We start from the raw sequence: 22,647 nt of genomic DNA, 5'->3' as shown, positions 1-22,647 counted from the left end.
ATCAGCTGTGCCTAGAGATGTGCGAGCTTGTAGAGCACGGGCGCGGCCTCGCGGAGCTTCGCCCACTCCTCCTCGTCGAGTCCCTCGGCGAGTTCGGCGAGCCAGGCGTTGCGCCGGCTGCGGGACTCGGCCAGGATCGCCTCGGCCTCCTCGGTACTGCTGACGACCACCTGGCGGCGGTCCTCCGGGTGCGGCTCGCGCCGCACCAGGCCCTTCTCCTCCAGCATCGCGACGATCCTGGTCATCGAGGGCGGCTGCACGTGCTCCTTCCGGGCGAGCTCGCCCGGCGTGGCCCTGCCGCACCGGGCGAGGGTGCCCAGCACCCCGATCTCGGTAGGGCTGAGCGACTCCTCGACCCGCTGGTGACGCAGTCGACGGGAGAGGCGCATGGCGGACGATCGCAGCTGACTGATGGCTGCGAGGTCCTGCTCGGACATCTCGGGCATGTTGTTTAGCCTACGTCATTACTCTCGCTAAAGAAAATTGGTTTCCGCTCGGCCGCTTCAGCGCCCCGCTTCCGGGGTACGCGCGAGGGTTCCGGCCGAGGTCGGCGCCGGGTCAGCGCCGGGTGTCCACCGCCGCGAGACCGTCCGGCATGCCCAGCACCAGCAGCGTGCCGGCCAGTGCCAGCGACCACACCTCCGAGCCGGTCCGCAGGTCCAGCACCCCGCCCGTCCCCAGGTCCCGCACCCGGACGAACCCGTCCGACCAGGCCGCCGCCACCACCGGACCGGCCGCCGTCGCCCCGGCCGCCACCGCCGTCACCGGACAGCCCCGGTGGTCGGAGGGCTCGGGCATCGGCGCCGAACGCGGCCCCCAGAGCCGCACCGCGCCGTCGAAGCCACCGCTCACCAGCAGCGGGATCTCCGGATCGGACAGCGGCCCGCCGCCCAGCGCGGTACCGGCCAGCGCCGTCACCGGCCCGTGGTGCAGCCGCTCGCTCAGCACCTTGCCGTCCTCGAACCAGTGCACCGCGCCGGCCGCGTCGCCGAGGGCCGGCGCGGAGTCCGCCAGCCCGCCGACCGCCGCCACCGCGCTGAGGTCCCCGGAGACCGCGCCCACCGCGTCCAGCGCCGTCATCAGCCCGTACGGTTCCAGGCCCGGCCGGGGCTCGGCCGGCACCACCAGCTCCGGCCGCCCCCAGGCGTCGAGCAGTACCGCGGAACCGCCCGCCGTCACCGCCAGCCCCCGCAACGGGCGCGGCTCGGGCACCACCAGCACGCCCTGGTGACGGCCGGTGGCGGCGTCGAAGGTCCGCACCGAACCGGTCGGACCGGCCACCAGCACCTGCCCCGCGTACGGCCCCGCCCCGGGCGTGAGCGCCACCGCCGGCCCCGGCCAGTCCCGGTCGACGCCCTCCCAGCGGGCCCAGCGCCCGGCCCAGGGCCCCGGCAGCTGCGCCAGCACGGCCGCGGCCGCCGCGGCGACGGTGTCCCCGCCCAGCAGCCGGGTGCGCAGCACCGCCGCCCGCACCGCCGGGTCCGGCTCCTCGATCACCGCCGGTCCCGCGGCCCGCCAGGCCCTGGCCAGCGCGTCGTCCCGCCGCTCGACCGCCGCCGTCACCGGGACCGGGCGGGCGAGCGCGTAGAGCAGCGGGTCGGCGGCCAGCGGGCCGGGGTCCGCGGCCACCGTCGTCCAGAGCGCCGACAGGGCCTCCTCGCCGAGCGAGCGCAGCTCCGTCCCGGGCGGCGGCGGCAGCGGGACGGGCGGGGCGGCGGGCGCCCCGAGGACCGGGCCCGGCAGCGGGTAGGCGGCCGGGTCGCCGCCCTGCTCCACCGCCCAGGCGGCGAACCGCGCGGGGTCCGTCCACTGCGGCTCGCCCAGGTCCAGCACGGCCGGGGCGGGCACGGCCGTGAAGGCCCGGGCGGCCGGGCCGTCCGTCGCCGCCCCGACCACCAGCCGCACCCCGGGCAGCCGGAGCAGCGGGTCGAGCAGTTCGGTCACCAGGGCGGCCGGATCCGCGGCCCGGTCCAGCCCGGGCACGCAGACCACGGTCGGCCGGCTGTCCGCCGCGATCGCCGCGATCAGCGGTCCCGGGGCGTGCGCGACCAGGTCGAGCTGCTGTCCCAGCGACCAGACGGCCGTCCGCACGGTGGCCCCGTCGGCGAGCAGCACGGCGTGGATCCGCCGCCCGCCCGGAGTGTCGGCCCCGGTGCAGCCGCGCACCAGCCAGGCCAGCAGGTGCGACTTGCCGGCCCCGGGCGGCCCGGCCACCCGGCACAGCCGCGGCGCCCGCGGATCGTCCAGCCAGCCCAGCAACGCCAGCCCGGCCGGCCTGCGGCCCGCCCCCAGCCGCGGCATCCGCCGCCCGCTCCCCGCCATCGACCGCTTCCCTCTCCCCGTGCTCCCGTACCGCGTGCCCACCTGTGCCCCGCCCGGGCCGTGCCCGACTCAGCCGCGCCGCTCGGCCACGCTGATCATCAGTGCCTTGATCCCGCTCTCCCGGGACTCGGCCGTGTCGCCGTAGTCGAAGCTGTGGGTGAACTCCGCCTGCGGGAACTCCCGTGCCAGCCAGCGCGCGCAGTAGTGGCCGGGCATCAGGCACGGCTCCAGCTCGCAGTACACCCGGACGACCTGCTCGGCCTCCACGCCCTCGGCCCGCAGCCGGTGCCAGAGCGCCTCCTCGGGGTGCAGCAGACCGGGGCCGCCCACCTCCGTGACGATCCGCTTCGCGCCGTGCTCGTCGACCACCTCGAAGGCCGCCGAGGAGTCGATGTTCAACGGCCGCCGCAGGTCGTCCAGCACCCGCGGCCACCAGCCCTCACGGTCGTCGAAGGCGGTCGGGTCCGCGGCCAGCAGGCCCTGCCGCAGCTCCCGGTAGGCGGCCAGGGCCCGGTCCGGCCGGTCCACCTCGGCGACCGCCGGCAGCAGCCGGTCGAGCAGCAGCAGCCCCGCCGCGAACGCCGCCACGCTGCCGCTCACCGGCAGGTCCAGCGGCTCGGCGCCGAGCAGGAGGGCGCGGACCGACCGGTCCGGCGCGAAGTACAGCTGTGCCCCGCCGTCCGTCCCGATCCGCAGCTGGGCCGCCACCGGCCCGGCGTCCGCGCCGACCGCCTCGGCCCACTCCCCGAGCGCCAGCGGGTCGTCCTCCTCCGCCGCCCGGAAGTACGGCCCCACCTGCACCGGCAGCCCCGGGTGCCGCAACGGCCCGGCGGGCGCGAACGGCAGGGCCCGCAGCCCGCGCGGCCCGAAGTGCGCCAGCAGCGCGGCCGATCCGTCGCCGTCGTCGGCGGTCACAGGGTGGCCCAGGTGTCGACGAACATCGCCCAGAACTCGCTCTTGAACGGCAGCGGGTCCCAACGCTCCATGCCTTCCCGGACGATCTCCTCCACCGCGGCCCAGTCGTTCGGGTCCGGGCGCTCGTCGGGGCCCGGGCGCTCGACCTCGAACTTGTAGACGAGGTAGCTCAGCGAGGAGACGTCCCCGTGGACCAGCTCGTACTCGATCTCGGCGTCCGGGTCCGAGACCCAGATCGTGCCGTCGCCGAGGTGCACGTACACGGTCGCCTGGAACAGGCTGCCCAGTGGCTGCAGCCGACCGTGTTCCGTGTCGACCGGCGCGGAGTCCCAGGTCTCGAAGGCGTGGGCCGGGGTGGCCGGGTCCCGGTCCGCGAACTCCTCCAGGATCCGGAAGAGCCCGTTGGAGAACGGGATCCCGATCTCGGTCACGAAGCGCGCGCCGTCGCCCTCGGGCCAGATCCGCGCCGCCACCTCGGGGCGGAACCGCAGCAGGTCGCCGGGCGTGGCCCGCTCCACGACCACCGGCCACTCAATCCCTACCAGCACCTCGTCCATCCTTCGTTCTCGACCGTCACAGACCCTTGGCCTTCTTCTTCGCGGCCGAGGCCGTCTTGTCCTGCTGCCCCTGCGCGTCGAAGTCCTTGCTGCCCATCGTGCCACCGTGCTGCCCTGCGGCGTGGTCCTGCTCGATCTGTTTCAGGTAGGCCTTGTGCGCCCAGTCCCGGTCGTTCGCCGGGATCTTGTTGTCGTAGGCGACGCCGTGGGTGACCTTCAGATCGGGGTTCTGGGACTCGAAGTGCCGGCCCAGCCAGCGCTGGCAGTTCGGGCCCGCCTGGCAGGGCTCCCGCTCGGTGTAGAGCTCCCGGACGTTGGCCGCCTTGTCCCCGAGCAGCGGTTTTCCGATCGAGCGCTCCGAGTGGCTCCGGTTGTAGTCGCTCCGGCCGACCAGGATGAACTCGCCCTTCTCGTCCCGGTACCGGAGCGAGGCGTAGTTCTTGCCGCCGTAGTCGCCCTGCGCCCGCCGGGCCTCCTCCACCGCCCGGGAGAGTTCGTCCGGCTCCTCGATCCGCTGGCTGACGACCTTCTCGTCCTGCTTCTGCTTCCCCTCCTCGTCCGTCTCGGACTTCTTGTACTTCTTCGCGTTGTGGTGCTTGTCCAGCTCCGCCTTGGTCGGGTCCTTGACGTTGGTCCCGTCCAGAACGGTCTTGAGGGAAGCGTCCGGGTTCTGCAGGTCGACGAGTTTGCCGTCCTTGATCTCCTGGACCCGGCCGTCGTCGTGGATGTAGTACTTCCGCGGTGCCGGCTTCGGCCCGTCACCACCCGCGCCGCTGCCCGTCTTCGGCGGTTCGGCGGCCTTGTCCTTGGCCTTGCCGTCGAAGTCACCGGCGGTGTGGTGGTCGTTGTCCTTGTGGTGCTTGGCGGTCTTGTTGAGGTTGTCGCCCGCCTGCTTGTACATCTTCTTGGCGGCCTTGCCCATGTCCTCCGACAGGGTCTTGCCGAGCTTCGTCGCGACGTTCTTGAGCGCCTTGACCGTGGGGTCGCTCACTCGAAGTTCACCGCCGACACCCGGGTGCCGAAGACCTGGGCATGGTGGGCGACCTTCTCGGCCTGCTCGTGCAGGGCCCGGGCGTGCGCCTCCACCGCGGCCGGATCGATCTTGAACGCGGCGCCGACCGAGCCACCGTTGACCGCGGCCTCGGCCGCCTCGAAGACCAGCCCGGACACCGCCTCCGCGACGATCTCGATCAGCGGGTTGAGCGCGGCCTCGACCACCTGGGCGACGATGTATTCCTGCAACTGGTGCGCCAGGTAGGACATCAGCTTGCGCGCCGCCTGCTGGGCCGCGACGGCACCGACCTCCGCCAGCCCCGCCGTCGCCACCGCGGCGGCCTGGGCGGCGACGAAGGTGGCGGCCAGCACGATGAGTTCGCCGAGCGCCTCCAGCTTCATCGCGACGATCGCGTCGGCGGCGATGTCCATCGCCTGCGCGACCACGTGCGCGGCCTGGACGACCTCGTTGAAGTGCTTGTCGGACATCAGCGCCCACTTGGCGGCCAGCGCCTGGTAGGACGCGCCCTCGTAGGCGCCGCCGAGCTGATGGATCGTCGCGGTCGAGTCAGCGTGGACCTCTTCGAGGCCCTTGGCGAACTCCTTGATGTGCTCGCCGAATTCGCGGACCCTGTCCTCGTTGACCGAAGGCCAGCGGATACCGATGAAGTTCAGCAGTGTCGCGACTTCGTCGGGCAGTTCGATCGCCATCGAGAAACCCCCCGTAACCAACAATCCCTCGATTGGATCAAAAGTTTATACAACTGATCATTGCCGCTCCGATGCTCAGAAAGTGCCGATTCTGTAGCGATCCAGTACGTTCCGGACCGATTCGCCCACATCTCTGGCCGTGCCCCCGATGACTCCCGGTGCGATGCTGGATCTGGGGCCCGGTCCACGCGGACCCCCGGCGCCGCACCACCCCTCAGCAGAAGGGCCGAGCAGACATGACCGACGTCGCCGCCGAGCAGGCCGCGCAGGCCGACACCGGCTTCGCCCGCCTCGCCATGGTCACCATCGACTGTGCCGACCCGGTCGCACTGGCCGCCTTCTACGGCGAGCTGCTCGGGTGGGAGACCCGGCACGTGGACGAGCAGTTCGCCATCCTGGACAACCCCGAGGGCGGCAGCCCGCTCGGCTTCGGCCGGGTCAACGGGTACCGGCCGGAGCCCTGGGTGGAGCCGGACGGCGGCAAGCACTTCCACCTGGACTTCTACGTCGACGACCTGGAGGAGGCCACCGCCCGCGCGCTGGCCCTGGGCGCGACCGAGCCCACGTACCAGCACGGGCGCACGCTCAAGGTGCTGATCGACCCGGCCGGCCACCCGTTCGGCCTAGCACCCCTGGACGCCTGAGCCCAGCACCGGACAGCCCGGCCCGACCGGCGCGCCGCTCAGCGCCGGAAGGCCCGCCCCGCTCAGCGCGGGAAGGCCCGCTTGGCCCGCCACGTGGTGTGCTCCCGCGACACCGCGTCCTCCGCCTCGGCCGCCAGCCGGGCCCAGCCCCGCTCGGCGTCCGGCCCGCGCAGGTCGAGGTCGGACAGCTGGTTGCCGACGTTCTCCAGCTCCCGCGCCGCCAGCTGGTAGGCCGCCGCCAGCGGGCGGAGCTGCTTCAGCTGGGTCCAGGCGATCACCGACGCGGCCGCCGCCGAGGTGGCCCCGAAGACGTGCACCTGCAGCGCCCCGGTCGCCTGCGCGACGGCCGCCGCCGCACCGACGATGATCAGCGCCGCGACGGCCAGCCCCCAGGTGACCGCCTGCGACTCGCAGGACTCGGCGCGCGAGCGGTACCACGTCCGCTGCCCCTCCACCCGGGTGCGCAGGTAGAGCGTGCGGCGCGAGGTCAGCGACTCCGCCCGGACCCGCCGCATCTCCGGGGTGATCTCGGCGACCGCGTCCGGCGGCACGATCGCCGGGTCCTCGAAGGCCCGCAGCACGTCCTCCAGCTGGAGCAGGTAGACCCGGTCGACGTCCGCCGACTCCGCGTCACCCTCGAACGGCCGGGCCCGCACCGAGTACTTCCAGGCCAGCGTCTTCACCGACTCGGCGGCCGCCCTCGCCTCGTACCACCGCGCCTGCGGGTTGCCCCGGCGCAGCCGGGCCCAGAAGTACCCGGCCACCAGGAACGCCACCACCGAGAACAGCGGCGTGATGTCGGCGGCGCCCTTGTCGTCCGGCCCGGGCAGCGAGCCCACGACCGCCGCCACCACCAGCATCGAGATCAAGCCCCGGTACCAGCGCAGCGTCTCCTGCTGTCCGGCGATCGACGCCCGGTCGGTCGCCCGGAACAGCTCCGGCAGCAGTTGGGCCTCGACCCCCGTCGGCGGATCCTGTCGCACCATCGAACCGCTCCCCTCCCCCGTCTCGCCCGGAGTATGCCCCCGGTCAACTCCGCTACACCGCGAGCTTCTTGACACCTCCTCTTGCCCCGGGGGCTCCACAACCCCTATAACCGGTTACATGCCCATGCACTGGAAGCTCGTCATCGACGCCGCCGATCCGCACCGCCAGGCCGCCTTCTGGGGCGCCGCCCTCGACTACACCGTCGAGGACCACAGCACCCTGATCGGCAACCTGCTGTCCGCCGGCGCGGTCACCCCGGACCAGGTCACCGAGGTCGACGGCCGCCACGCCTGGCTCACCCTCGCCGCCGTCCGCCACCCGGAGGACCCGCACGACCCCGTCTCCGGCACCGGTCTCGGCCGCCGTGTCCTCTTCCAGCGCGTCCCCGAGCCGAAGCAGGGCAAGAACCGCCTCCACCTCGACCTCCACCCCGGCCCGGACGCCCGGGCCGCCACCGTCGCCCGGCTGGAATCCCTCGGCGCCACCACCCTCCGCGAGGTCGCCGAACCGGGCGGTTCCTGGGTGGTCATGCAGGACCCCGAGGGCAACGAGTACTGCGTCCACTGACCCCCCGGCGCACCCGGACGGATTCCCGGCCGTGTCGATCTCCCACAGCTTCCATCTGGCCACGCCGACGCCCGTTGCCCAGGTGGCCCGTGCGCTGAACGGCCTCGCACAGGGCCTCGGGCTGTTCGACTCGGCCACGAGGCCGGAGCGGTTGCTCGGCGAAGGCGTCGGCACCAGGTCCGGCACCTGGGTCCGGGTGTTCGCCGCCGACCCCAGGCCGTGGAATCCGCTGATCACCGACCTCGCGGTCGTACCGACCGTCTCGGTGGCGTTCCGGCCGGACAAGACCGACGATCTGTCCGGACAGGAGGACGACATCGTCCGGCTGGTGTCGGGCCTGCTGACCCGTCTTCCGGGCGACGCGGTGCTGCAGTACCACGACGAGGTCGTCCGGCTGCTGCGGCGTGGTGGCGAACTCGGCCTCGACGAACGGGACGACCTCTGGACGCCAGCCCGGCTGGCCGCGGTCCCGCAGGCGTACCGCCGCGAGACGCACGCGTTCTCCGAGGAGGACTGAGCGCGACCTTCTCCGGCAGTGCCGAGGCCCGCACTCCGATCGGAGTGCGGGCCTCGAACAGGACCGGGGTCGGCGGCAGGCCGGGCACCAGGAGCAGGACCGACAGGCCGATCAGACGGGCTCCGCTGGCTCCGCTACGACAGCCAGCCCGCCTGGGCCGCGCGGGCGCCGGCCTGGAAGCGGCTGCGGGCCTCCAGGCGTTCCATCAGGTCGGTGGCGATCCGGCGGGCGGTACGCGGGGAGACGCCCAGCCGCTTGGCGATGGCGTCGTCGGTGTGACCGTCCGCGAGCAGGGTGAGCGCGGTGCGCTCCTGGGCGGTGAGGCCGTCCCGGTCGAGCTGCACGGCCGCTCCCAGCGGCTGCGCACCGGCCCAGACGCTCTCGAACAGCGCGCACAGCACGGTCAGCATGCCCTGGCCGGTCAGGACGACGGCGCCGGCCGCCGTGTCGTCGCTGCGCACCGGGATGACGGCGGCCGAGCGGTCGACAATGATCATGCGGGTCGGCAGCTCGGGCACGGTGCTCACCCGGCCGCCCAGGGCCGCCAGCCAGTTCACGTACTCGACGGTGTGCGGGCTGTTGCGGACGCTGTCCAGGTAGATGGTGCGCATCCGCACACCGCGCTCCAGCAGGGTGCGGTCGAGCGGCTTGGCCGCCTCGATGTGCTCGGGCTTCTGGCCGCCCTCCGGCGCGAAGGTCATGATCTCGTCGCGCGCCTCCCGGGAGAAGCGGGACAGCCGGTCCCGGATCCGGTCCAGGCCGACCAGCTGCTCGACGTCGGGCGTGTTCGCCTCCGGCCGCAGGTCGGCGTAGTCGGCGATGAGCTGCGCGGCCGCCGCACGGGACGCCTCGATCCTGGCCTGCGCGGCGGCCAGCTCGGCCTGCTGCCGCGCCATCAGGATCTCCATCCCGACGTCCGGGGAGACCGCGCGCAGGGAACCGGGCCGCTCCGCGGAGGGGCGCAGCAGGGCCAGCTCGCTGAGGTGGTCGAGGGCGGCCCGGACCTCCCCCTCGCTCAGGGAGAGCCGGGCGGCAACACCTGCGACGCCCTCTCCCGAATGGGCCAGCATGGCCCGGTAGACGGCTTCCGAGGCAGCGTCCAGTCCCAGCGCCGTCAGCATTCCGCTCCCCGTAACGAAATCGTGTGCGATGCGTCCTCAATCCTTCCATACGCATCAAGCCCCTGACCACGGCCTTCCGGTGGACGCTTCCGGCCACGGCCGGATGTGTCCGGGTTAGGACCCTCCACACCGAAGGTCCGGTTCAGCACGCTTGACGCCATGTATCTCGTGCACACCGCCCTGCGGTCGGCCGCCCCCGGGCCGTCCCTGCCGCCCGACACCCGCGATCTCCTGTCGGCCCTGGTGCGCCCCGGCGACGGGATCGAACACCTGGTGCTCCACCGCGACGCCGTCCCGGAACCGGTGCTCGGTCTGTACGTCCTCGCCGACTCCCTCGCCGAGGCCGAGCAGCGGGCGACCGTGTTCTGCCGGAGCGCGCTGGCGGCGCTCCCCGCGTTGCGGGGGTGGCGGGCCGCCCGGGCCGCCGTGCCGCTGATCACCCCGTTCTACGACCGGCTGCTGGCCGCTTCCGGCACTCCTGACCGGAACGGTCCAGGGCCGTTTCCGTCCACCGGCAGACCCTTCCACCCGCGCTGAGCTGCGACGAAGCTGGTGTCAGCCGGAAGGGGCCAGGCCCCGGACGGCAACCGGAGGAGGCGCCACCGCGGGACGCGGCCTCCGGGAACCAGCCGCTTCGTACCCGAGAGGACCACCCTCATGTTCCACACCTTCGTCGCCAAGACCGCCGCGGTCGCCACCATCACCCTCGTCGCCGTGATCGGCCTGGGCGCCACCGTCTCGCAGACCTCCGCCGGTGCCGCCCCCACGACCCTGAGCACGCCGACCCCCACCGCCACGCCGTCCGAGAACCTCATCTGGGGCTGACCCGCCCTGCGGTCGGCAGTGCACCGAGCACATCCTCCGCCCCGTCGGGCGTGAGCCCCGACCCGATGCGGACCGGCCCCGCGCAGGCGATGCGCGTGAACACCCCACCGGCCCGGGTCGCCGCCACCGCCGGCGTCATCGGCACCACCCACCGCGCCGTCCGCGCCGTCCGGCTCTCCGGCCTCCGCGTCCCCGCCCCTGACCGCCCCGGGATCGGGAGGACGGAACGCCGAGGGCCCTCCCCGCGGTGCGGAGAGGGCCCGGGACCTACCGGCGTCCGGCCTCAGAGCAGGCCGAGGGCGGGCATCAGGTAGTAGAAGGCGAAGACCGCCGAGACCGCGTACATCGCGACCGGCACCTCGCGGCCGCGGCCGGCGGCGAGGCGCAGCACGCAGAAGGCGATGAAGCCGAAGCCGATGCCGTTGGTGATGCTGTAGGTGAACGGCATCATCACGATGGTCAGGAACGCCGGGATCGCGATCGTGTAGTCCGCCCAGTCGATCTCCTTGATCGAGTTGGCCAGGATCAGGAAGCCGACGGCGACCAGGGCGGGGGTCGCGGCCTGGGCCGGGACCATCTTGGCGAGCGGGGAGAAGAAGAGCGCCACCAGGAAGAGGGCACCGGTGACGATCGAGGCGAACCCGGTCCGGGCACCCTCGCCGACGCCCGCGGTGGACTCGACGAAGCAGGTGTTGGCGGAGGAGGAGGTCGCGCCGCCCGCCGCGGTGGCGATGCCGTCGATCATCAGCACCTTGTTGATGCCGGGCAGGTCGCCCTTCGCGTCCAGCAGGTGGGCCTCGTCGGCCACGCCGAGGATGGTGCCCATCGCGTCGAAGAAGCAGGACATCAGGACGGTGAAGACGAAGAGGACGCCGGTCAGGACGCCGACCTTCTCGAAGCCGCCGAACAGGCTGACCTCGCCGACCAGGCCGAAGTCGGGCTTGGCGACCGGGCTGCCGGGCCAGGCCGGGACGGTCAGGCCCCAGGCGCTGTCGGGCAGGTCGGCGAGCTTGTCGATGACGACGGCGACGACGGTCATCACGGCGATGGAGACCAGGATCGCGCCGGGCACCTTGCGCACGATCAGGACCAGGGTCAGCAGCAGGCCGAGCACGAAGACCAGGACCGGCCAGCCGAGCAGGTGACCGCCGGTGCCGAGCTGGAGCGGCACGGTGGTGTGGGCGGCGTCGGGCATCCGGGTGACGAAGCCGGCGTCGACCAGGCCGACCAGGCTGATGAACAGACCGATGCCGATGGCGATGCCCTTGCGCAGGCCGAGCGGGACGGCGTTCATCACCCGCTCGCGCAGGCCGGTGGCGACCAGGATCATGATCGCGAAGCCGGCCAGCACCACCATGCCCATCGCGTCCGGCCAGGTCATCTTCGGCGCGAGCTGGAGGGCGACGATGGTGTTGACGCCGAGCCCGGCGGCCAGGCCGATCGGGACGTTGCCGACCACACCCATGAGCAGCGTGGTCAGGCCCGCGGTGAGGGCGGTGGCGGTGACCAGCTGGGTGTTGTCCAGGTGGGCGCCGGTCATGTCGGTGGCGCTGGCCAGGATGATCGGGTTCAGCACCAGGATGTAGGCCATGGTGAAGAAGGTGGCGATGCCGCCCCGGATCTCGCGCGGCAGGGTGGAGCCGCGCTCGCCGATCCGGAAGTAGCGGTCCAGGGCGCCGGTCGGGGGCTTCGGCGCGTCGGGCTGGGCGGGCTCGGGCGACTCGGTGGTCGGCTGGGCCACGGGCATGCTGCGTCCTCTGTGGGGGCGGAGGAGTGGGGGGAGCCGCCCGAGCGACGGCGGCCGGGCGATCCGATCGGACGGGCACGAAGCACGAGGTCCTGGGCATGCCCTGGCCAACCGGAATGACAAGTATGAGTTCCGCGATCGCCCGTTCGCTATCTTCGCGCGTAGACCGGAGTGGACCGGCACGTCCCCGGACAGTCCGCACAGGAAATCGATCGAACGCCCGCCGCACCCGTACCCTAGGGCCCATGCCCAAGACGCCGACGCACCCCTCTCCGCCACCGCTGGAGGCCAACGATGTCGCGATCGTCGGCGGCGGGACGGTGCTCTGGTTCGTGGCGTTCGTCGTCCTGCTCCCGTTCTGGGGGACCCTCTCCGACCACGACCGCGGCAACTGGCCGTGGATCTGCCTGGCCGGCGGCGGCCTCGGTCTGATCGGCCTCTGGTACTGCCGGGCCCGCCGGGACGCCATCGCCCGGAGCCGGGCCGCCGAGGCGGCGGCGACGGGCCCGACGGACGCCGCCGGGACGGCGCGCACGGCCCCGGAGGGGAACGACGGGGACCCGGCCACCCGGTCGGACTGAATAGTCCTTTAGTAGCACGCATCGGACATAAGGCACCCGTAGAGTCGGTGCCATGACGCAGCCTGCGCAGCCCGCCGAGGACCGGCCGACCTCGGCCCCGACCGCCGGGGAGAAGCCCGCCGGGGAGAGGCCCGACGGCGCCCACCCGCTCGGGCTGCTGCCCGGCCGGCGCGGCGGTCTCACCGCCGCCGAGGTGGCCGAACGGGTCGCCCGGGGCGACGTCAACGACGTACCGGTCCGCTCCAGCCGCTCCACCCAGGAGATCGTCCGGGCCAACGTCTTCACCCGCTTCAACGCGATCATCGGCGTGATGTTCGCGATCATCCTGGTCGTCGGCCCGATCCAGGACGGTCTCTTCGGCCTGGTCATCGTCGCCAACACGGCGATCGGCATCATCCAGGAGCTGCGCGCCAAGAAGACCCTGGACAGCCTCGCGCTGATCGGCGAGGCCCGGCCGCAGGTCCGCCGGGACGGCACGGTCGAACAGATCGCCGTCGGCGGGATCGTGCTGGACGACACCGTGCTGCTGGGCATCGGCGACAAGGTGATCGTCGACGGCGAGGTCACCGAGGCGGACGGTCTGGAGATCGACGAGTCCCTGCTCACCGGCGAGCCCGACCCGGTCCTCAAGCAGCCCGGCGACCAGGTGATGTCCGGCAGCTTCGTGGTGGCCGGCGCGGGCAGCTTCACCGCCACCAAGGTCGGCCGCGAGGCGTACGCGGCGCAGCTGGCCGAGGAGGCCAGCCGGTTCACGCTGGTGAAGTCGGAGCTGCGCAGCGGCATCGACAGCATCCTGCGGTTCATCACCTGGCTGCTGATCCCGACCGCGGTCGGTCTGATCATCAGCCAGTTGGCGGTCGAGGGCCGCGACTGGCGCGAGGCGGTCCGCCGGATGATCGCCGGGATCGTGCCGATGGTGCCCGAGGGCCTGGTGCTGCTGACCTCGGTGGCCTTCGCGATCGGGGTGATCCGGCTGGGCCGCAAGCAGTGCCTGGTCCAGGAGCTGCCCGCGATCGAGGGCCTGGCCCGGGTGAACACCGTCTGCCTGGACAAGACCGGCACCCTCACCGAGGGCGGCATGGACCTGGTGGACCTGCGGATCCTCGGCGCCGACGCGGACGGCGGGGACGCCGGGGCCACCGACGAGCGCGGCAGGCTGGACGACCGGGGCACCCTCAAGGAGACCGTCGAACAGGCGCTGGCGGTGATGGCCGGGGCCGACGCCCGCCCCAACGCGTCCATGCAGGCCGTCATCGACGTCTACGGCGACGGCCGGGACGCCACCGGCCGGGACGCCCCGGACAGCGGCTCCCGGCACCCGGACGGCCCGCGCCCGGACGGCCGGTACGCCGACGGCCGGCACCCCGACGGCGACGGCCCGGAGGCCGGCCGGGGAGCCCCCGGGGCCCGCGGCGGCTGGCGGGTGATCGAGGCGATGCCGTTCTCCTCCGCCCGCAAGTGGAGCGGCGTCCAACTGCTGGAGCCGCGCGGCGGCGAGGCCAGCTGGCTGCTCGGCGCGCCCGACGTCCTGCTGCCGGCCGGCCACCCGGCGCTGGCCGAGGTCGACGAGCTGGGCGCCCAGGGCCTGCGGGTCCTGCTGCTCGGCCGCGCGCCCGTCCCGCTGGACGCCCCGGACCCGGCGGCCGGGCTGCGCCCGCTCGCCCTGGTGGTGCTCCAGCAGCGGCTGCGGGACGACGCCGCCGACACCCTGCGCTACTTCGAGAGCCAGCAGGTCGCGGCGAAGGTGATCTCCGGTGACGCGGCCGTCTCGGTCGGTGCCGTCGCCGCCCATCTCGGACTGCCCGGCGCCGACCACCCGGTGGACGCCCGCACCCTGCCCGGCGAGCCTGAGGCGCTGGCCGACCTCGCCGAGCGCACCACCGTCTTCGGCCGGGTCACCCCGCAGCAGAAGCGCGAACTGGTCGCCGCGCTGCAGTCGCGCGGGCACACCGTGGCGATGACCGGCGACGGCGTCAACGACGTCCTGGCGCTCAAGGACGCGGACATCGGCGTGGCGATGGGCAGCGGCAGCGACGCGACCAAGGCGGTCGCCCAGATCGTGCTGCTGAACAACTCCTTCGCGGTGATGCCCTCGGTGGTCGCCGAGGGCCGCCGGGTGATCGGCAACATCGAGCGGGTGGCCGGGCTGTTCCTGGTCAAGACGGTCTACTCGGTGCTGCTGGCGCTGCTGGTGATCTTCACCCACTCGCCGTACCCGTTCCTGCCCCGGCACTCCACCGTGCTGTCCACCCTGACGATCGGCGTGCCGGCCTTCTTCCTGGCGCTCGCGCCCAACAACGAGCGCGCCCGCACCGGCTTCGTGCGCCGGGTACTGCGGCTGGCGATCCCGGGCGGCGTCATCGCCGGCACGGCGACCTTCACCGCGTACGCGCTGGCCCGGGCCAACCACGCCACCGACCTCGAATCGGACACCAGCGTGGCCACCCTGACGCTGTTCCTGGTCGCCATCTGGGTGCTGGCGATCGTGGCCCGCCCGTACAACTGGTGGCGGGTGCTGCTGATCGCCACCATGTGCGGCGGCTTCGCGCTGGTGATGACCGTGCCGTGGCTCTCCGACTTCTTCCAGCTCTCGCTGTCCGGCACCCGGGACCCGTGGCTCGGGGTGGGCATCGCGGTGACCGCCGGGCTGCTGCTGGAAGTGGTCTGGCGGATCATGCGGCGCCGGCTCGATGATTGAGCCACGAACCGAGGGGTTCGGACGACGGGGGGTACCGCGATGGGGCGCAGGGGCGGGGAACTGGAGGCCTTCGCGGCCTTCCTGGGCGGACTGCTGGCCACCGGGCTGCTGGCCGGGGTGATGGTGGGGGCCGGTGCGCTCGCGCACATCGAACCGGGACCGCTGCTGACCAAGGCCGTGGCGGCGGTGCTCACCGCCACCTGGGTGCTGAGCACGCTCGCGCTCTACCTGCGGATGATCGCCCGCGGCCGGACCCGCTCCGGCTCCCGGTCCTGACCGACGCCGTTCCTGAGCGACGCCGTTCCTGAGCGGCGGGATCCGGACGCGCCGGAGCCGGACACACCCGGGGAGGGCGGGTCCGGCTCCGGCGCCCCGTCAGCCCTCGAAGTCCCGGGCCGCGGACAGCTCGTAGGCCCGGTCCGGCTCGCTCAGCGCGGCCAGCACCTCGAACCGACGGTGCCACTGCCCCACCGACCAGGCCAGGCCCGCGGCCAGGCCCTCCGGGGTGGCCGCGTGCAGCAGCCCGGGCACCGGCGGCAGGTCGAACTCGTCGTCCTCGTCGGCCTCCTCGGCCGACTCCGGGTCGTACGGCGCCTCCGGGGTGTCCGCCGCGCCGTCCCAACGCCAGTCGACGGCCGCCTCCTCCCCGCCCGGGCCGACCACCAGCAGCTCCTCGTGCTCCTCGTACGCCACCGGGCAGCCGGGCAGCAGCTCCCGCACCACCGCCGGCACCCGGTGCAGCGCACCCTCGGAGAGCACCCGCCCGCCGGCCACCTCGCTGGCCAGCGAGACGTGCAGCCGCTCGGCGAGGTCCGCGGCCAGCGCCGGGGCGACCGGCAGCAGCGGGTGGTCGTGCAGCAGCTCGACCAGGTCGGGGGCGTCCGCGACGACCGCCTCGGTAGCGTCCACCACCACGGTCCGGTCCGGCCGGCGCCCGGTGGCCCGGTCCAGCGGCGGGACCGCCCGCACCACGTCCAGCGCCTCGATCCGGTCCGTGCCGACCCGGGCCAGCGCGCTGTGGATGCCGTGCAGCTGGCGGTGCCCGATCTCGGCGTCCGGGTCGGTGAGCCGGTCCAGCACCTCGTCGGGGCCGTGCGGCTCGGCGAGCAGCGCGGTCAGCGTGGTGCGCACGCCCAGCGCGTGCAGGAACTGCTCGTCCAGGGTGGTGCGGGCCTCGTCGTAGAGGCCGCGCAGCAGCGGGTCCGCGCCGGCCGCGCGCAGCCCGGCGGGCTCGCGGCCGTCCAGCACCGGGTGGTCGCGCAGCCACCAGGCGGTGTACGGCGGCAGGTCGGTGTACGAGCCGTCCGGCAGCAGGGTGCGGACGGGGGTGACCACGGCGTCCCGGTACGGCGGGCGGGCCAGCGTGGCCAGCGCCTGCGGCCAGGCGTCGTCGTCCACCAGGTCCAGGTCGCGGACGGCGAGCAGCTCGGCGGCGACCGGCGGGACGCCGATCGCGTCCCCTTCGTCGGCGTGCAGCGCCTCCAGCGCGTCCTCGGCCCAGTCGGCCAGGCCGTCCGGGGCCTCGTCGATCAGCCCGGTGGGGTGGCCGCCGGCCGCCCGGTCGGCGGGCGCGGTGGGGTCGAGCCGCTCCAGGTCGTCCGGGTCGAGCACCACGTCCTCGGCCCGGACCAGCGCGAACTCGGCGAGCACGCCGACCGAGGCGAGCACCTCGGGGCCCCAGCGCTCCAGCAGCTCGTCGTCCACCCAGGCGGCGTCGTCCTCGCGCGCCAGCGCGGCGAACGGGCTGTCGGGGAGCAGGAGTTCACCGGCCCGGGCGGGCTCGCCCTCGTCGTCGAGCAGGGCCAGCCGGGCCAGCCACGGGTGCTCGCCGGGGGCCGGCGCGGCCGCCCGGACGAGCGCCAGGACGGCCTCGGCGAGGTCGGCGGCGGCGTCCGGGTCGTCCTCGGCCAGCTCGTAGGAGCGGAGGACGGCGGCCCGCACCTCGGGCGTGTCCAGCACCCCGGTGGGGGTGGCCGCGCCCGCGCCCAGCTTGGCCAGCAGCGGGTGGGCGGCCTCCGGGTGGGCGAGCCGCAGGTCGAGCACCGCGAGCGCGTCGGCCAGTGCCTCCGGGTAGCCGGGGAAGGCCGCCCAGTCGGCGGCGTCGGAGGGCAGCAGGACCCGGCGCGGCCCGGTCACCGTCCGCCCGTCGGCGAGCGGCACCGGCAGGGCGCCGAGCGCCTCCGGGTCGGCCCCGCCGAGCGCCGCGTACAGGTTGCGCCACCAGGCCGGCTCCCGGTCCAGGCCGCCCAGCTGGTCGACCACCTCGGCGAGCGGGACCCGGCGCACGTTCAGCACCCGCAGCTCGGTGCGGCGTTCCAGACCGGCCGGCAGCAGGCCGGGGAAGATCGGCGCCAGCGCCTCGACCACCGAGCCGTCCGCGCCCTCCAGCAGCGTGGCGTCCCGGGGCCGCAGCGCCGGGGTGCCCTCCTCGACCGGGGCCGGGTGCGGGAGGAACGGCGTCCCGGGCAGCCGGGAGAGCACGGCGGCGCGCAGCGCGTTGTCCAGCGCGCCCCGGCCCAGCGGCCCGGGGACCAGGCCGAGCGAGCCGAGGTCGCCGCCGCGGGCGCGCAGCAGCTCGGCGTAGGCGTCGGCGGCCCGCTCGGTGAGGAAGTCGGCGAGCGCGCCGGGGGCGACGTGCCGGCGGGTGGAGTCCAGCGGGTACGAGGCGATCAGCAGCGCGGGCAGGTCGAGCGGCTCGTCGCTCGGGGTGGGCGCGTGCAGCACCGGGGCGATCGCGGGCCGCTGCGGGTCGCCCCCGTCGGAGACCGGCACCGCCCAGGTCACCGTCCAGTACGGGCGGGTGCGCTCCTCGGTGGGCCGGTCGACCAGCAGCTCGGCATCGAGCGACCCGGCCGCCCCGACGGTCTGCCAGACGGTGCGCCGCGGCTGCCCGTCGGCGTCGTCGGTGATGGTGACCTCGCTGATCTCCGCCCCCGGGACCCCGCCGGCCGGCGCCGGGAGGGCCGCGTCCGGACGCGGACCGGCGGCCGAGCGGGTCAGGGTGCGGGTGCCGTCCGAGGTCTCCACCACGACCTCGGCCAGTCCGGGCAGGGTGAGCAGCAGCGCGTCGTCGATGCCGGCCAGCAGCCGGCGGGTGAGGTCCTCGGCGGCCGCGTCGCGCAGCGGCAGCACCACCACCGTGTCGTACCCGTCGGGCGCGGGGCCCTCGGCGGCGAACGGCAGCCGCAGCAGCGGCACATGGCCGTCCCGGCGGCGCAGCTCCTCGGCGAGGGCGGGCTGCGCCTCGGCCAGCGACCTGGCCTCGCCGAGGGACCAGCGCACACCGCCGGCCGCGCCGAGCACGGCGGGCTCGTCGGTGACCGCGAGGACGGCGGCGAAGCCGACCCCGAACCGGCCGACGGTGCTGTCCCGGTCGCCGCGCTTGGAGGAGGCGCGCAGGGTGGAGAGCGACTCGACGGCCGCCGCGTCCAGCGGCGCACCGGTGTTCGCGGCGGCCAGCACGCCGTCGGCCAGGGTGAGCCGGAGCCGGCCGGGGCCCTGCCCGGCCCGGACGGCGGCGTCGGCGGCGTTCTGCGCCAGCTCGACGACCAGCCGGTCGCGGTAGCCGCCGAGGGCCAGCTCCTCCTCGGCGTTGGCGTCCTCCCGGAACCTCGCCGGGGAGGCGGCCCAGGCGTCCAGCACCCGGCGGCGCAGTTCGGCGCTGCCGAAGGGGTCCGCGAGGCGCTCGTCCGTGCCGCTGCCGAGAATCCGAGGTTCCACTGGACCTGCCGCCTTCCGCCGCCCTGTTGTGCCCTACCGGGGGCATTCTTCCCTGCCGCGGGGACAGCCCCGGACACCGCCCCGGAGCCGGCGGCGCGCCCGGCCGGCGGGCGGGGACGACGACGGCCCGCCCCACGGGGTGGGACGGGCCGTCGAAGGTGACGATCTCCAGGGGCTCTACGAGTGGCCGAGCTCCTCGGCCGGGGCGTCCGGCTCCACCGAGCCGGAGAGCCGGTCCGGGTGCAGCGTCAGCGGTTCGACCACCAGCTCGTCCAGGATCAGCGCGGCCGGGGCCGGCGGGGCCGGGATGACGGCGGCCTCGGAGTGCCCGCCGCAGCCGTAGGCGAAGGAGACGATCTGGCCGTCGGCCGGACCGAACTCGTTGCCGCAGACCCCGAAGGCCTGGCCCAGCGAGCCGCCGATGGGGATCAGGAAGCCACAGGTGACACAGCCGGCCGGGGCGGACTGCGCCATCGGCGTCTGCGCGCCGTGCGCCTTCTCCCAGCGGTCGGCGGCCAGGTGCAGACCGAGCCGGGACAGCACCCGGCTGCGGCCCATGCCCAGCTCGTCGGCGACGGCGCGGATCTGGGCCCGGACCGGGGCCGGCTGGACCTCCGGATCGTCGCTGACCAGCACGTCCTCCTGGGCGGCCTGGGCCACCGCGGAGTTCGGCGCGGGCTCGTCCTCGCCGGTCCAGCCCGGCTCCAGCCGCACGTCGTCGGCGTCGGTGGGGAGCAGGTCGCCCGGGCCCATGTCGCCCGGGCGCAGCCGCTCGCTCCACGGCACCCACTGCGGGGCCAGGACGGCGTCGGGGCCGGGCAGCAGTACAACTTCGTCCAGCGTCACGTTCTTGGCCCTCGGGGCCCGCGCCACCGTGACCGCCCAGTGCCAGCCGCGGTAGGCCGCGTCCAGGCACTCGAAGGTGTGGGTCACGACACGGTCGGTCTCGGCCTGGACACCCAGGTGCCCCCCGACAGTCTCGGCACCGACGGCGTCCTCGGCGGCCTGGCGGGCGAGTTCGACGGCCTCGGCACAGAGCCGATCAGGGGTACGGCTTCGCATCGCTGCACTCACGGCGTCGATTCTCTCCCATTTCTTCTGTCGCCCACGGCGAGTTGCCTTTTCCGTCGCGGCTCGGATTCCCTCGTCCATTCTGCGCGACTGCGGCCTGCCGCGGATACCGGCCGCGCCGCTGGTCCGGTCCGCCGGCGCCGGTCGGGCACTCGGGCGGACTCTGGGCAGGCTACCCGCCGGTCGGCCACCGGGCACAGTCCGGGGCGCTCCGGAGTGGATCCGGGGCGTCCGGGACGGGAACGGCGGCCCCCGCTCGCGCGGCGCGGAGCGGAATCCCGCGTCGTCCTCCCGAATCTGGGGCAGGATGGGCATGTGGCGGACGAGAAACCGTCGCAGCACGCACTGCACGCCTCGCAGGCCGGCAGCCCCGACGAAGCGAACGCCGTGCCGCGACAGCAGTCCCCGGTCCACGCCGCGGGTGAACCTCGGCCGGTGGACCCCTCGTCACTGCCCGCGGCAGAACCGGCCGACGCCCCCGCGGACGGCCCGGACGCCCAGGTCCCGGCCCCCGCGGGGACAGCGGCGGGCGGCGGTCAGGACCCGCCGGACGACCGGGGCGGTCCGGACGGGCGCGACGAACAGGACGACGGTGACGGCGACGGCGAGGAGCCGCGCCGGCACTTCCTGGTCCGCACCGCCTCCGCGGCCGGCTCCCGGACCGGCAAGGTGGTGCACGGCACCGGCCGCCGGATCCGCCGGGCCACCGCCGCCGAGGGCGCCGGCGAGTCCGGCCTGGCGAAGCTGATCGAGCTGCACGCCCTGAACGCCTTCGGGGACATGCTCATCACCGTGGCGCTCGCCTCCACGATCTTCTTCTCGGTGCCGACCGGCGAGGCCCGCGGCCGGGTGGCGCTCTACCTCCTCGTCACCATGGCGCCGTTCGCCCTGCTGGCCCCGGTGATCGGCCCGCTGCTGGACCGGCTGCCGCACGGCCGCCGGGCCGCCATGGCGATGTCGATGCTGGCCCGCGCGGTGCTCGCCTGGACCATGGCCGGCGTGGTGACCGGCGGCGGACTGGCGCTCTACCCGGAGGCCCTGGGCGTCCTGGTCGCGTCCAAGGCGTACGGGGTGGTGCGCAGCGTCGTGGTGCCCCGGCTGCTGCCCAGCCGGCTGTCGCTGGTGAAGGCGAACTCCCGGGTCACCCTGGCCGGGCTGCTGGCCACCATGGTCGCGGCCGGGGTGGGCGGGCTGCTGCACCTGATCGGTCCCGGCTGGCCGCTGCGCGGCGCCTTCCTGGTCTTCGTGGCGGGCACCCTGATGGCCTTCCACCTGCCGCACAAGGTGGACTCGGCCAAGGGCGAGCAGCGCGCCGTGCTGCACGCCGAGGAGCACCCGCCGGGCCACCACGGCGTCCTGCACGGCCGGAGCTCCCCCGCACCGGAGCCCGCGCCGGAGCCCGCCGCGGGGCAGCGGCCCAAGGCCTCGCTGCGCACCGTCGGGCCCTCGGTGATCCTGGCCCTGCGGGCGATGGCGGCGATGCGCTGGCTGGTCGGCTTCCTGGTGATGTTCCTGGCGTTCCTGCTCCGCGAGGAGCCGATCGGCGGCCTGCAGCCGACCCTGGCGCTCGGCCTGGTGGCGCTGGCCGCGGGGACGGGCAACGCGATCGGTTCGGCGCTCGGTTCCTGGCTGCGCCCGCGCAGTCCGGAGATGACGGTCACCGCGATGCTGCTGCTGGCCGGCGGCGCCACCGCCGCCGCCGCGCTCTGGTACGGCACCGTCACCGTGGTGACGGTGGCCGCGGTGGCCGGTATGGCGGCCTCGCTGGGCAAGCTGTCGCTGGACGCGCTGATCCAGCGGGACGTGCCCGAGTCGGTGCGTACCTCGGCCTTCGCCCGCTCGGAGACCCTGCTCCAGATGTCGTGGGTGGCGGGCGGCGCGGTCGGCATCCTGCTGCCGCTGAACGGCGCGCTGGGCCTGTCGGTGGCCGCGGCCGTGCTCGGCGCGGTGCTGCTGTGGACGCTCCGCTCGCTCCTGCGGGTGGGGGTGCGCCACCGGCCCGCCGCGCCCCGGGTGGCCTGAGCGCCGCCCCGCCGGCCCTCGCCCGGGGCGGCGTCCGGCCCGGGCCCGGAGCACAACACGCGGTTGCCGACCCCCGCGTAGCGTGATCGCGAAAGCCCGGTAGCCTCTGACGCATGAGCCTCAGCACCCGCGTCATCGCCGGCCTCGGCGCCGTCGTCGTCATCGCCGCCGGTACGGTCGGCGGGTCCATCGCCTTCGCGTCGAGCCAGCACGAGATCAGCGACCACCGCGTCACGCTGGTCGTCGGGAACTCCTCGACGGTCAAGGACCCCTTCTGCTTCAACGAGGGCAAGCCGCTGACCGACCAGCAGCAGGAGGAGTGCCAGGACAAGGCCGGCAAGGCTCTGGACGAGGGCACCCTCCCCAAGTCCGACGTCACCATGAGCGACCGGATCGGCGTCGGCGTGAGCCCCGACGTGGCCGACCGCGGCTGGTGGGCCAACACCAACGGTGGCCAGCAGGCGCAGGGCGGCCGGTTCATCCTGGCCACGGCGGCCAAGGACGCCACCTACTCGGGCTCGGTCCCGGCCAGCAAGGCGCTCAACTCCTCCGGCAAGACCCTGGTCACGGTCGTCGAGAGCGACCCGAAGCAGCCGGACGCGATCTACGGCGTGTGGTACTTCCAGCTGAACACCCAGGACAGCTGACG

21 protein-coding genes are annotated in these 22,647 nt (G+C 74.3%); 10 read left to right on the top strand and 11 right to left on the bottom strand.

What is annotated here, in order from left to right; translation table 11 throughout:
* Positions 1–11: 11 nt before the first annotated feature.
* The 6 genes from ACW14Y_RS23480 to ACW14Y_RS23455 form a co-directional block, all read right to left on the bottom strand.
* Complete coding sequence (locus ACW14Y_RS23480) at positions 12–446, bottom strand: MarR family winged helix-turn-helix transcriptional regulator (RefSeq protein WP_045937638.1); 435 nt, start codon at positions 444–446, stop codon at positions 12–14.
* 112 nt (positions 447–558) lie between these two features.
* The gene (locus ACW14Y_RS23475; RefSeq protein WP_456983363.1) at positions 559–2,322 is read right to left on the bottom strand and encodes a hypothetical protein; all 1,764 of its coding nucleotides are present in this window, start codon (positions 2,320–2,322) and stop codon (positions 559–561) included.
* 69 nt (positions 2,323–2,391) lie between these two features.
* Complete coding sequence (locus ACW14Y_RS23470) at positions 2,392–3,237, bottom strand: nucleic acid/nucleotide deaminase domain-containing protein (protein ID WP_456983361.1); 846 nt, start codon at positions 3,235–3,237, stop codon at positions 2,392–2,394.
* The gene (locus ACW14Y_RS23465; RefSeq protein ID WP_402722968.1) at positions 3,234–3,785 is read right to left on the bottom strand and encodes an SUKH-4 family immunity protein; all 552 of its coding nucleotides are present in this window, start codon (positions 3,783–3,785) and stop codon (positions 3,234–3,236) included. Before ACW14Y_RS23465 ends, ACW14Y_RS23470 begins: the two co-directional genes overlap by 4 nt.
* Positions 3,786–3,810: 25 nt before the next feature.
* Complete coding sequence (locus ACW14Y_RS23460; RefSeq protein ID WP_456983359.1) at positions 3,811–4,785, bottom strand: nucleic acid/nucleotide deaminase domain-containing protein; 975 nt, start codon at positions 4,783–4,785, stop codon at positions 3,811–3,813.
* Complete coding sequence (locus ACW14Y_RS23455) at positions 4,782–5,498, bottom strand: WXG100-like domain-containing protein (protein ID WP_380306837.1); 717 nt, start codon at positions 5,496–5,498, stop codon at positions 4,782–4,784. Before ACW14Y_RS23455 ends, ACW14Y_RS23460 begins: the two co-directional genes overlap by 4 nt.
* A gap of 236 nt (positions 5,499–5,734) precedes the next feature.
* Between ACW14Y_RS23455 and ACW14Y_RS23450 the strand changes: the two genes are divergently transcribed.
* Positions 5,735–6,142 (top strand): VOC family protein, encoded by a 408-nt coding sequence (locus ACW14Y_RS23450; protein ID WP_045937644.1) that lies wholly within the window; start codon positions 5,735–5,737, stop codon positions 6,140–6,142.
* 62 nt (positions 6,143–6,204) lie between these two features.
* Here ACW14Y_RS23450 and ACW14Y_RS23445 read toward each other — a convergent pair whose 3' ends face one another.
* A complete protein-coding gene (locus tag ACW14Y_RS23445) occupies positions 6,205–7,128 on the bottom strand; it encodes a DUF4231 domain-containing protein (protein ID WP_266271024.1) in 924 nt (307 codons plus the stop codon).
* 124 nt (positions 7,129–7,252) lie between these two features.
* On the opposite strand from ACW14Y_RS23445, the gene ACW14Y_RS23440 reads away from it, so the two are divergent.
* The gene (locus ACW14Y_RS23440) at positions 7,253–7,696 is read left to right on the top strand and encodes a VOC family protein (RefSeq protein WP_380306860.1); all 444 of its coding nucleotides are present in this window, start codon (positions 7,253–7,255) and stop codon (positions 7,694–7,696) included.
* A 31-nt stretch (positions 7,697–7,727) separates the two neighbouring features.
* Complete coding sequence (locus ACW14Y_RS23435; protein ID WP_456983356.1) at positions 7,728–8,213, top strand: SitI3 family protein; 486 nt, start codon at positions 7,728–7,730, stop codon at positions 8,211–8,213.
* A 134-nt stretch (positions 8,214–8,347) separates the two neighbouring features.
* Here the strand turns inward: ACW14Y_RS23435 and ACW14Y_RS23430 are convergent, their stop codons facing one another.
* Positions 8,348–9,334: a LuxR C-terminal-related transcriptional regulator gene (locus ACW14Y_RS23430; RefSeq protein WP_380306842.1), complete on the bottom strand. Its 987-nt coding sequence runs from the start codon at positions 9,332–9,334 to the stop codon at positions 8,348–8,350.
* Positions 9,335–9,493: 159 nt separating this feature from the next.
* Between ACW14Y_RS23430 and ACW14Y_RS23425 the strand changes: the two genes are divergently transcribed.
* Positions 9,494–9,871 carry a hypothetical protein gene (locus ACW14Y_RS23425; protein WP_380306844.1) on the top strand — a complete coding sequence of 126 codons (378 nt, stop codon included), beginning with the start codon at positions 9,494–9,496 and terminating at the stop codon, positions 9,869–9,871.
* A gap of 120 nt (positions 9,872–9,991) precedes the next feature.
* Positions 9,992–10,159 carry a hypothetical protein gene (locus ACW14Y_RS23420; protein WP_380306846.1) on the top strand — a complete coding sequence of 56 codons (168 nt, stop codon included), beginning with the start codon at positions 9,992–9,994 and terminating at the stop codon, positions 10,157–10,159.
* A 283-nt stretch (positions 10,160–10,442) separates the two neighbouring features.
* Here ACW14Y_RS23420 and ACW14Y_RS23415 read toward each other — a convergent pair whose 3' ends face one another.
* Positions 10,443–11,906 (bottom strand): NCS2 family permease, encoded by a 1,464-nt coding sequence (locus ACW14Y_RS23415; protein WP_380306848.1) that lies wholly within the window; start codon positions 11,904–11,906, stop codon positions 10,443–10,445.
* 245 nt (positions 11,907–12,151) lie between these two features.
* Between ACW14Y_RS23415 and ACW14Y_RS23410 the strand changes: the two genes are divergently transcribed.
* The 3 genes from ACW14Y_RS23410 to ACW14Y_RS23400 are packed head-to-tail and all read left to right on the top strand — an operon-like array spanning position 12,152 to position 15,461.
* Positions 12,152–12,487 carry a DUF2530 domain-containing protein gene (locus ACW14Y_RS23410; protein WP_456983354.1) on the top strand — a complete coding sequence of 112 codons (336 nt, stop codon included), beginning with the start codon at positions 12,152–12,154 and terminating at the stop codon, positions 12,485–12,487.
* A gap of 52 nt (positions 12,488–12,539) precedes the next feature.
* Positions 12,540–15,185: an HAD-IC family P-type ATPase gene (locus ACW14Y_RS23405; protein WP_456983352.1), complete on the top strand. Its 2,646-nt coding sequence runs from the start codon at positions 12,540–12,542 to the stop codon at positions 15,183–15,185.
* Positions 15,186–15,224: 39 nt separating this feature from the next.
* Positions 15,225–15,461: a hypothetical protein gene (locus ACW14Y_RS23400; RefSeq protein WP_045937668.1), complete on the top strand. Its 237-nt coding sequence runs from the start codon at positions 15,225–15,227 to the stop codon at positions 15,459–15,461.
* A gap of 99 nt (positions 15,462–15,560) precedes the next feature.
* On the opposite strand, the gene ACW14Y_RS23395 is transcribed toward ACW14Y_RS23400, so the two are convergent.
* Complete coding sequence (locus tag ACW14Y_RS23395) at positions 15,561–18,905, bottom strand: sacsin N-terminal ATP-binding-like domain-containing protein (protein ID WP_456983350.1); 3,345 nt, start codon at positions 18,903–18,905, stop codon at positions 15,561–15,563.
* A gap of 177 nt (positions 18,906–19,082) precedes the next feature.
* Entirely contained in the window at positions 19,083–19,967 is an 885-nt protein-coding gene (locus ACW14Y_RS23390; protein ID WP_380306862.1) for a DUF3027 domain-containing protein, read from the bottom strand.
* A gap of 636 nt (positions 19,968–20,603) precedes the next feature.
* Here ACW14Y_RS23390 and ACW14Y_RS23385 point away from each other — a divergent pair.
* Positions 20,604–21,998 (top strand): MFS transporter, encoded by a 1,395-nt coding sequence (locus ACW14Y_RS23385; RefSeq protein ID WP_380306864.1) that lies wholly within the window; start codon positions 20,604–20,606, stop codon positions 21,996–21,998.
* A gap of 113 nt (positions 21,999–22,111) precedes the next feature.
* Entirely contained in the window at positions 22,112–22,645 is a 534-nt protein-coding gene (locus tag ACW14Y_RS23380) for a hypothetical protein (protein ID WP_380306856.1), read from the top strand.
* Positions 22,646–22,647: the final 2 nt, after the last annotated feature.

It is taken from the genome of Kitasatospora sp. cg17-2 (assembly GCF_054031055.1).
This window is presented reverse-complemented; position numbering and strand designations above follow the sequence as displayed.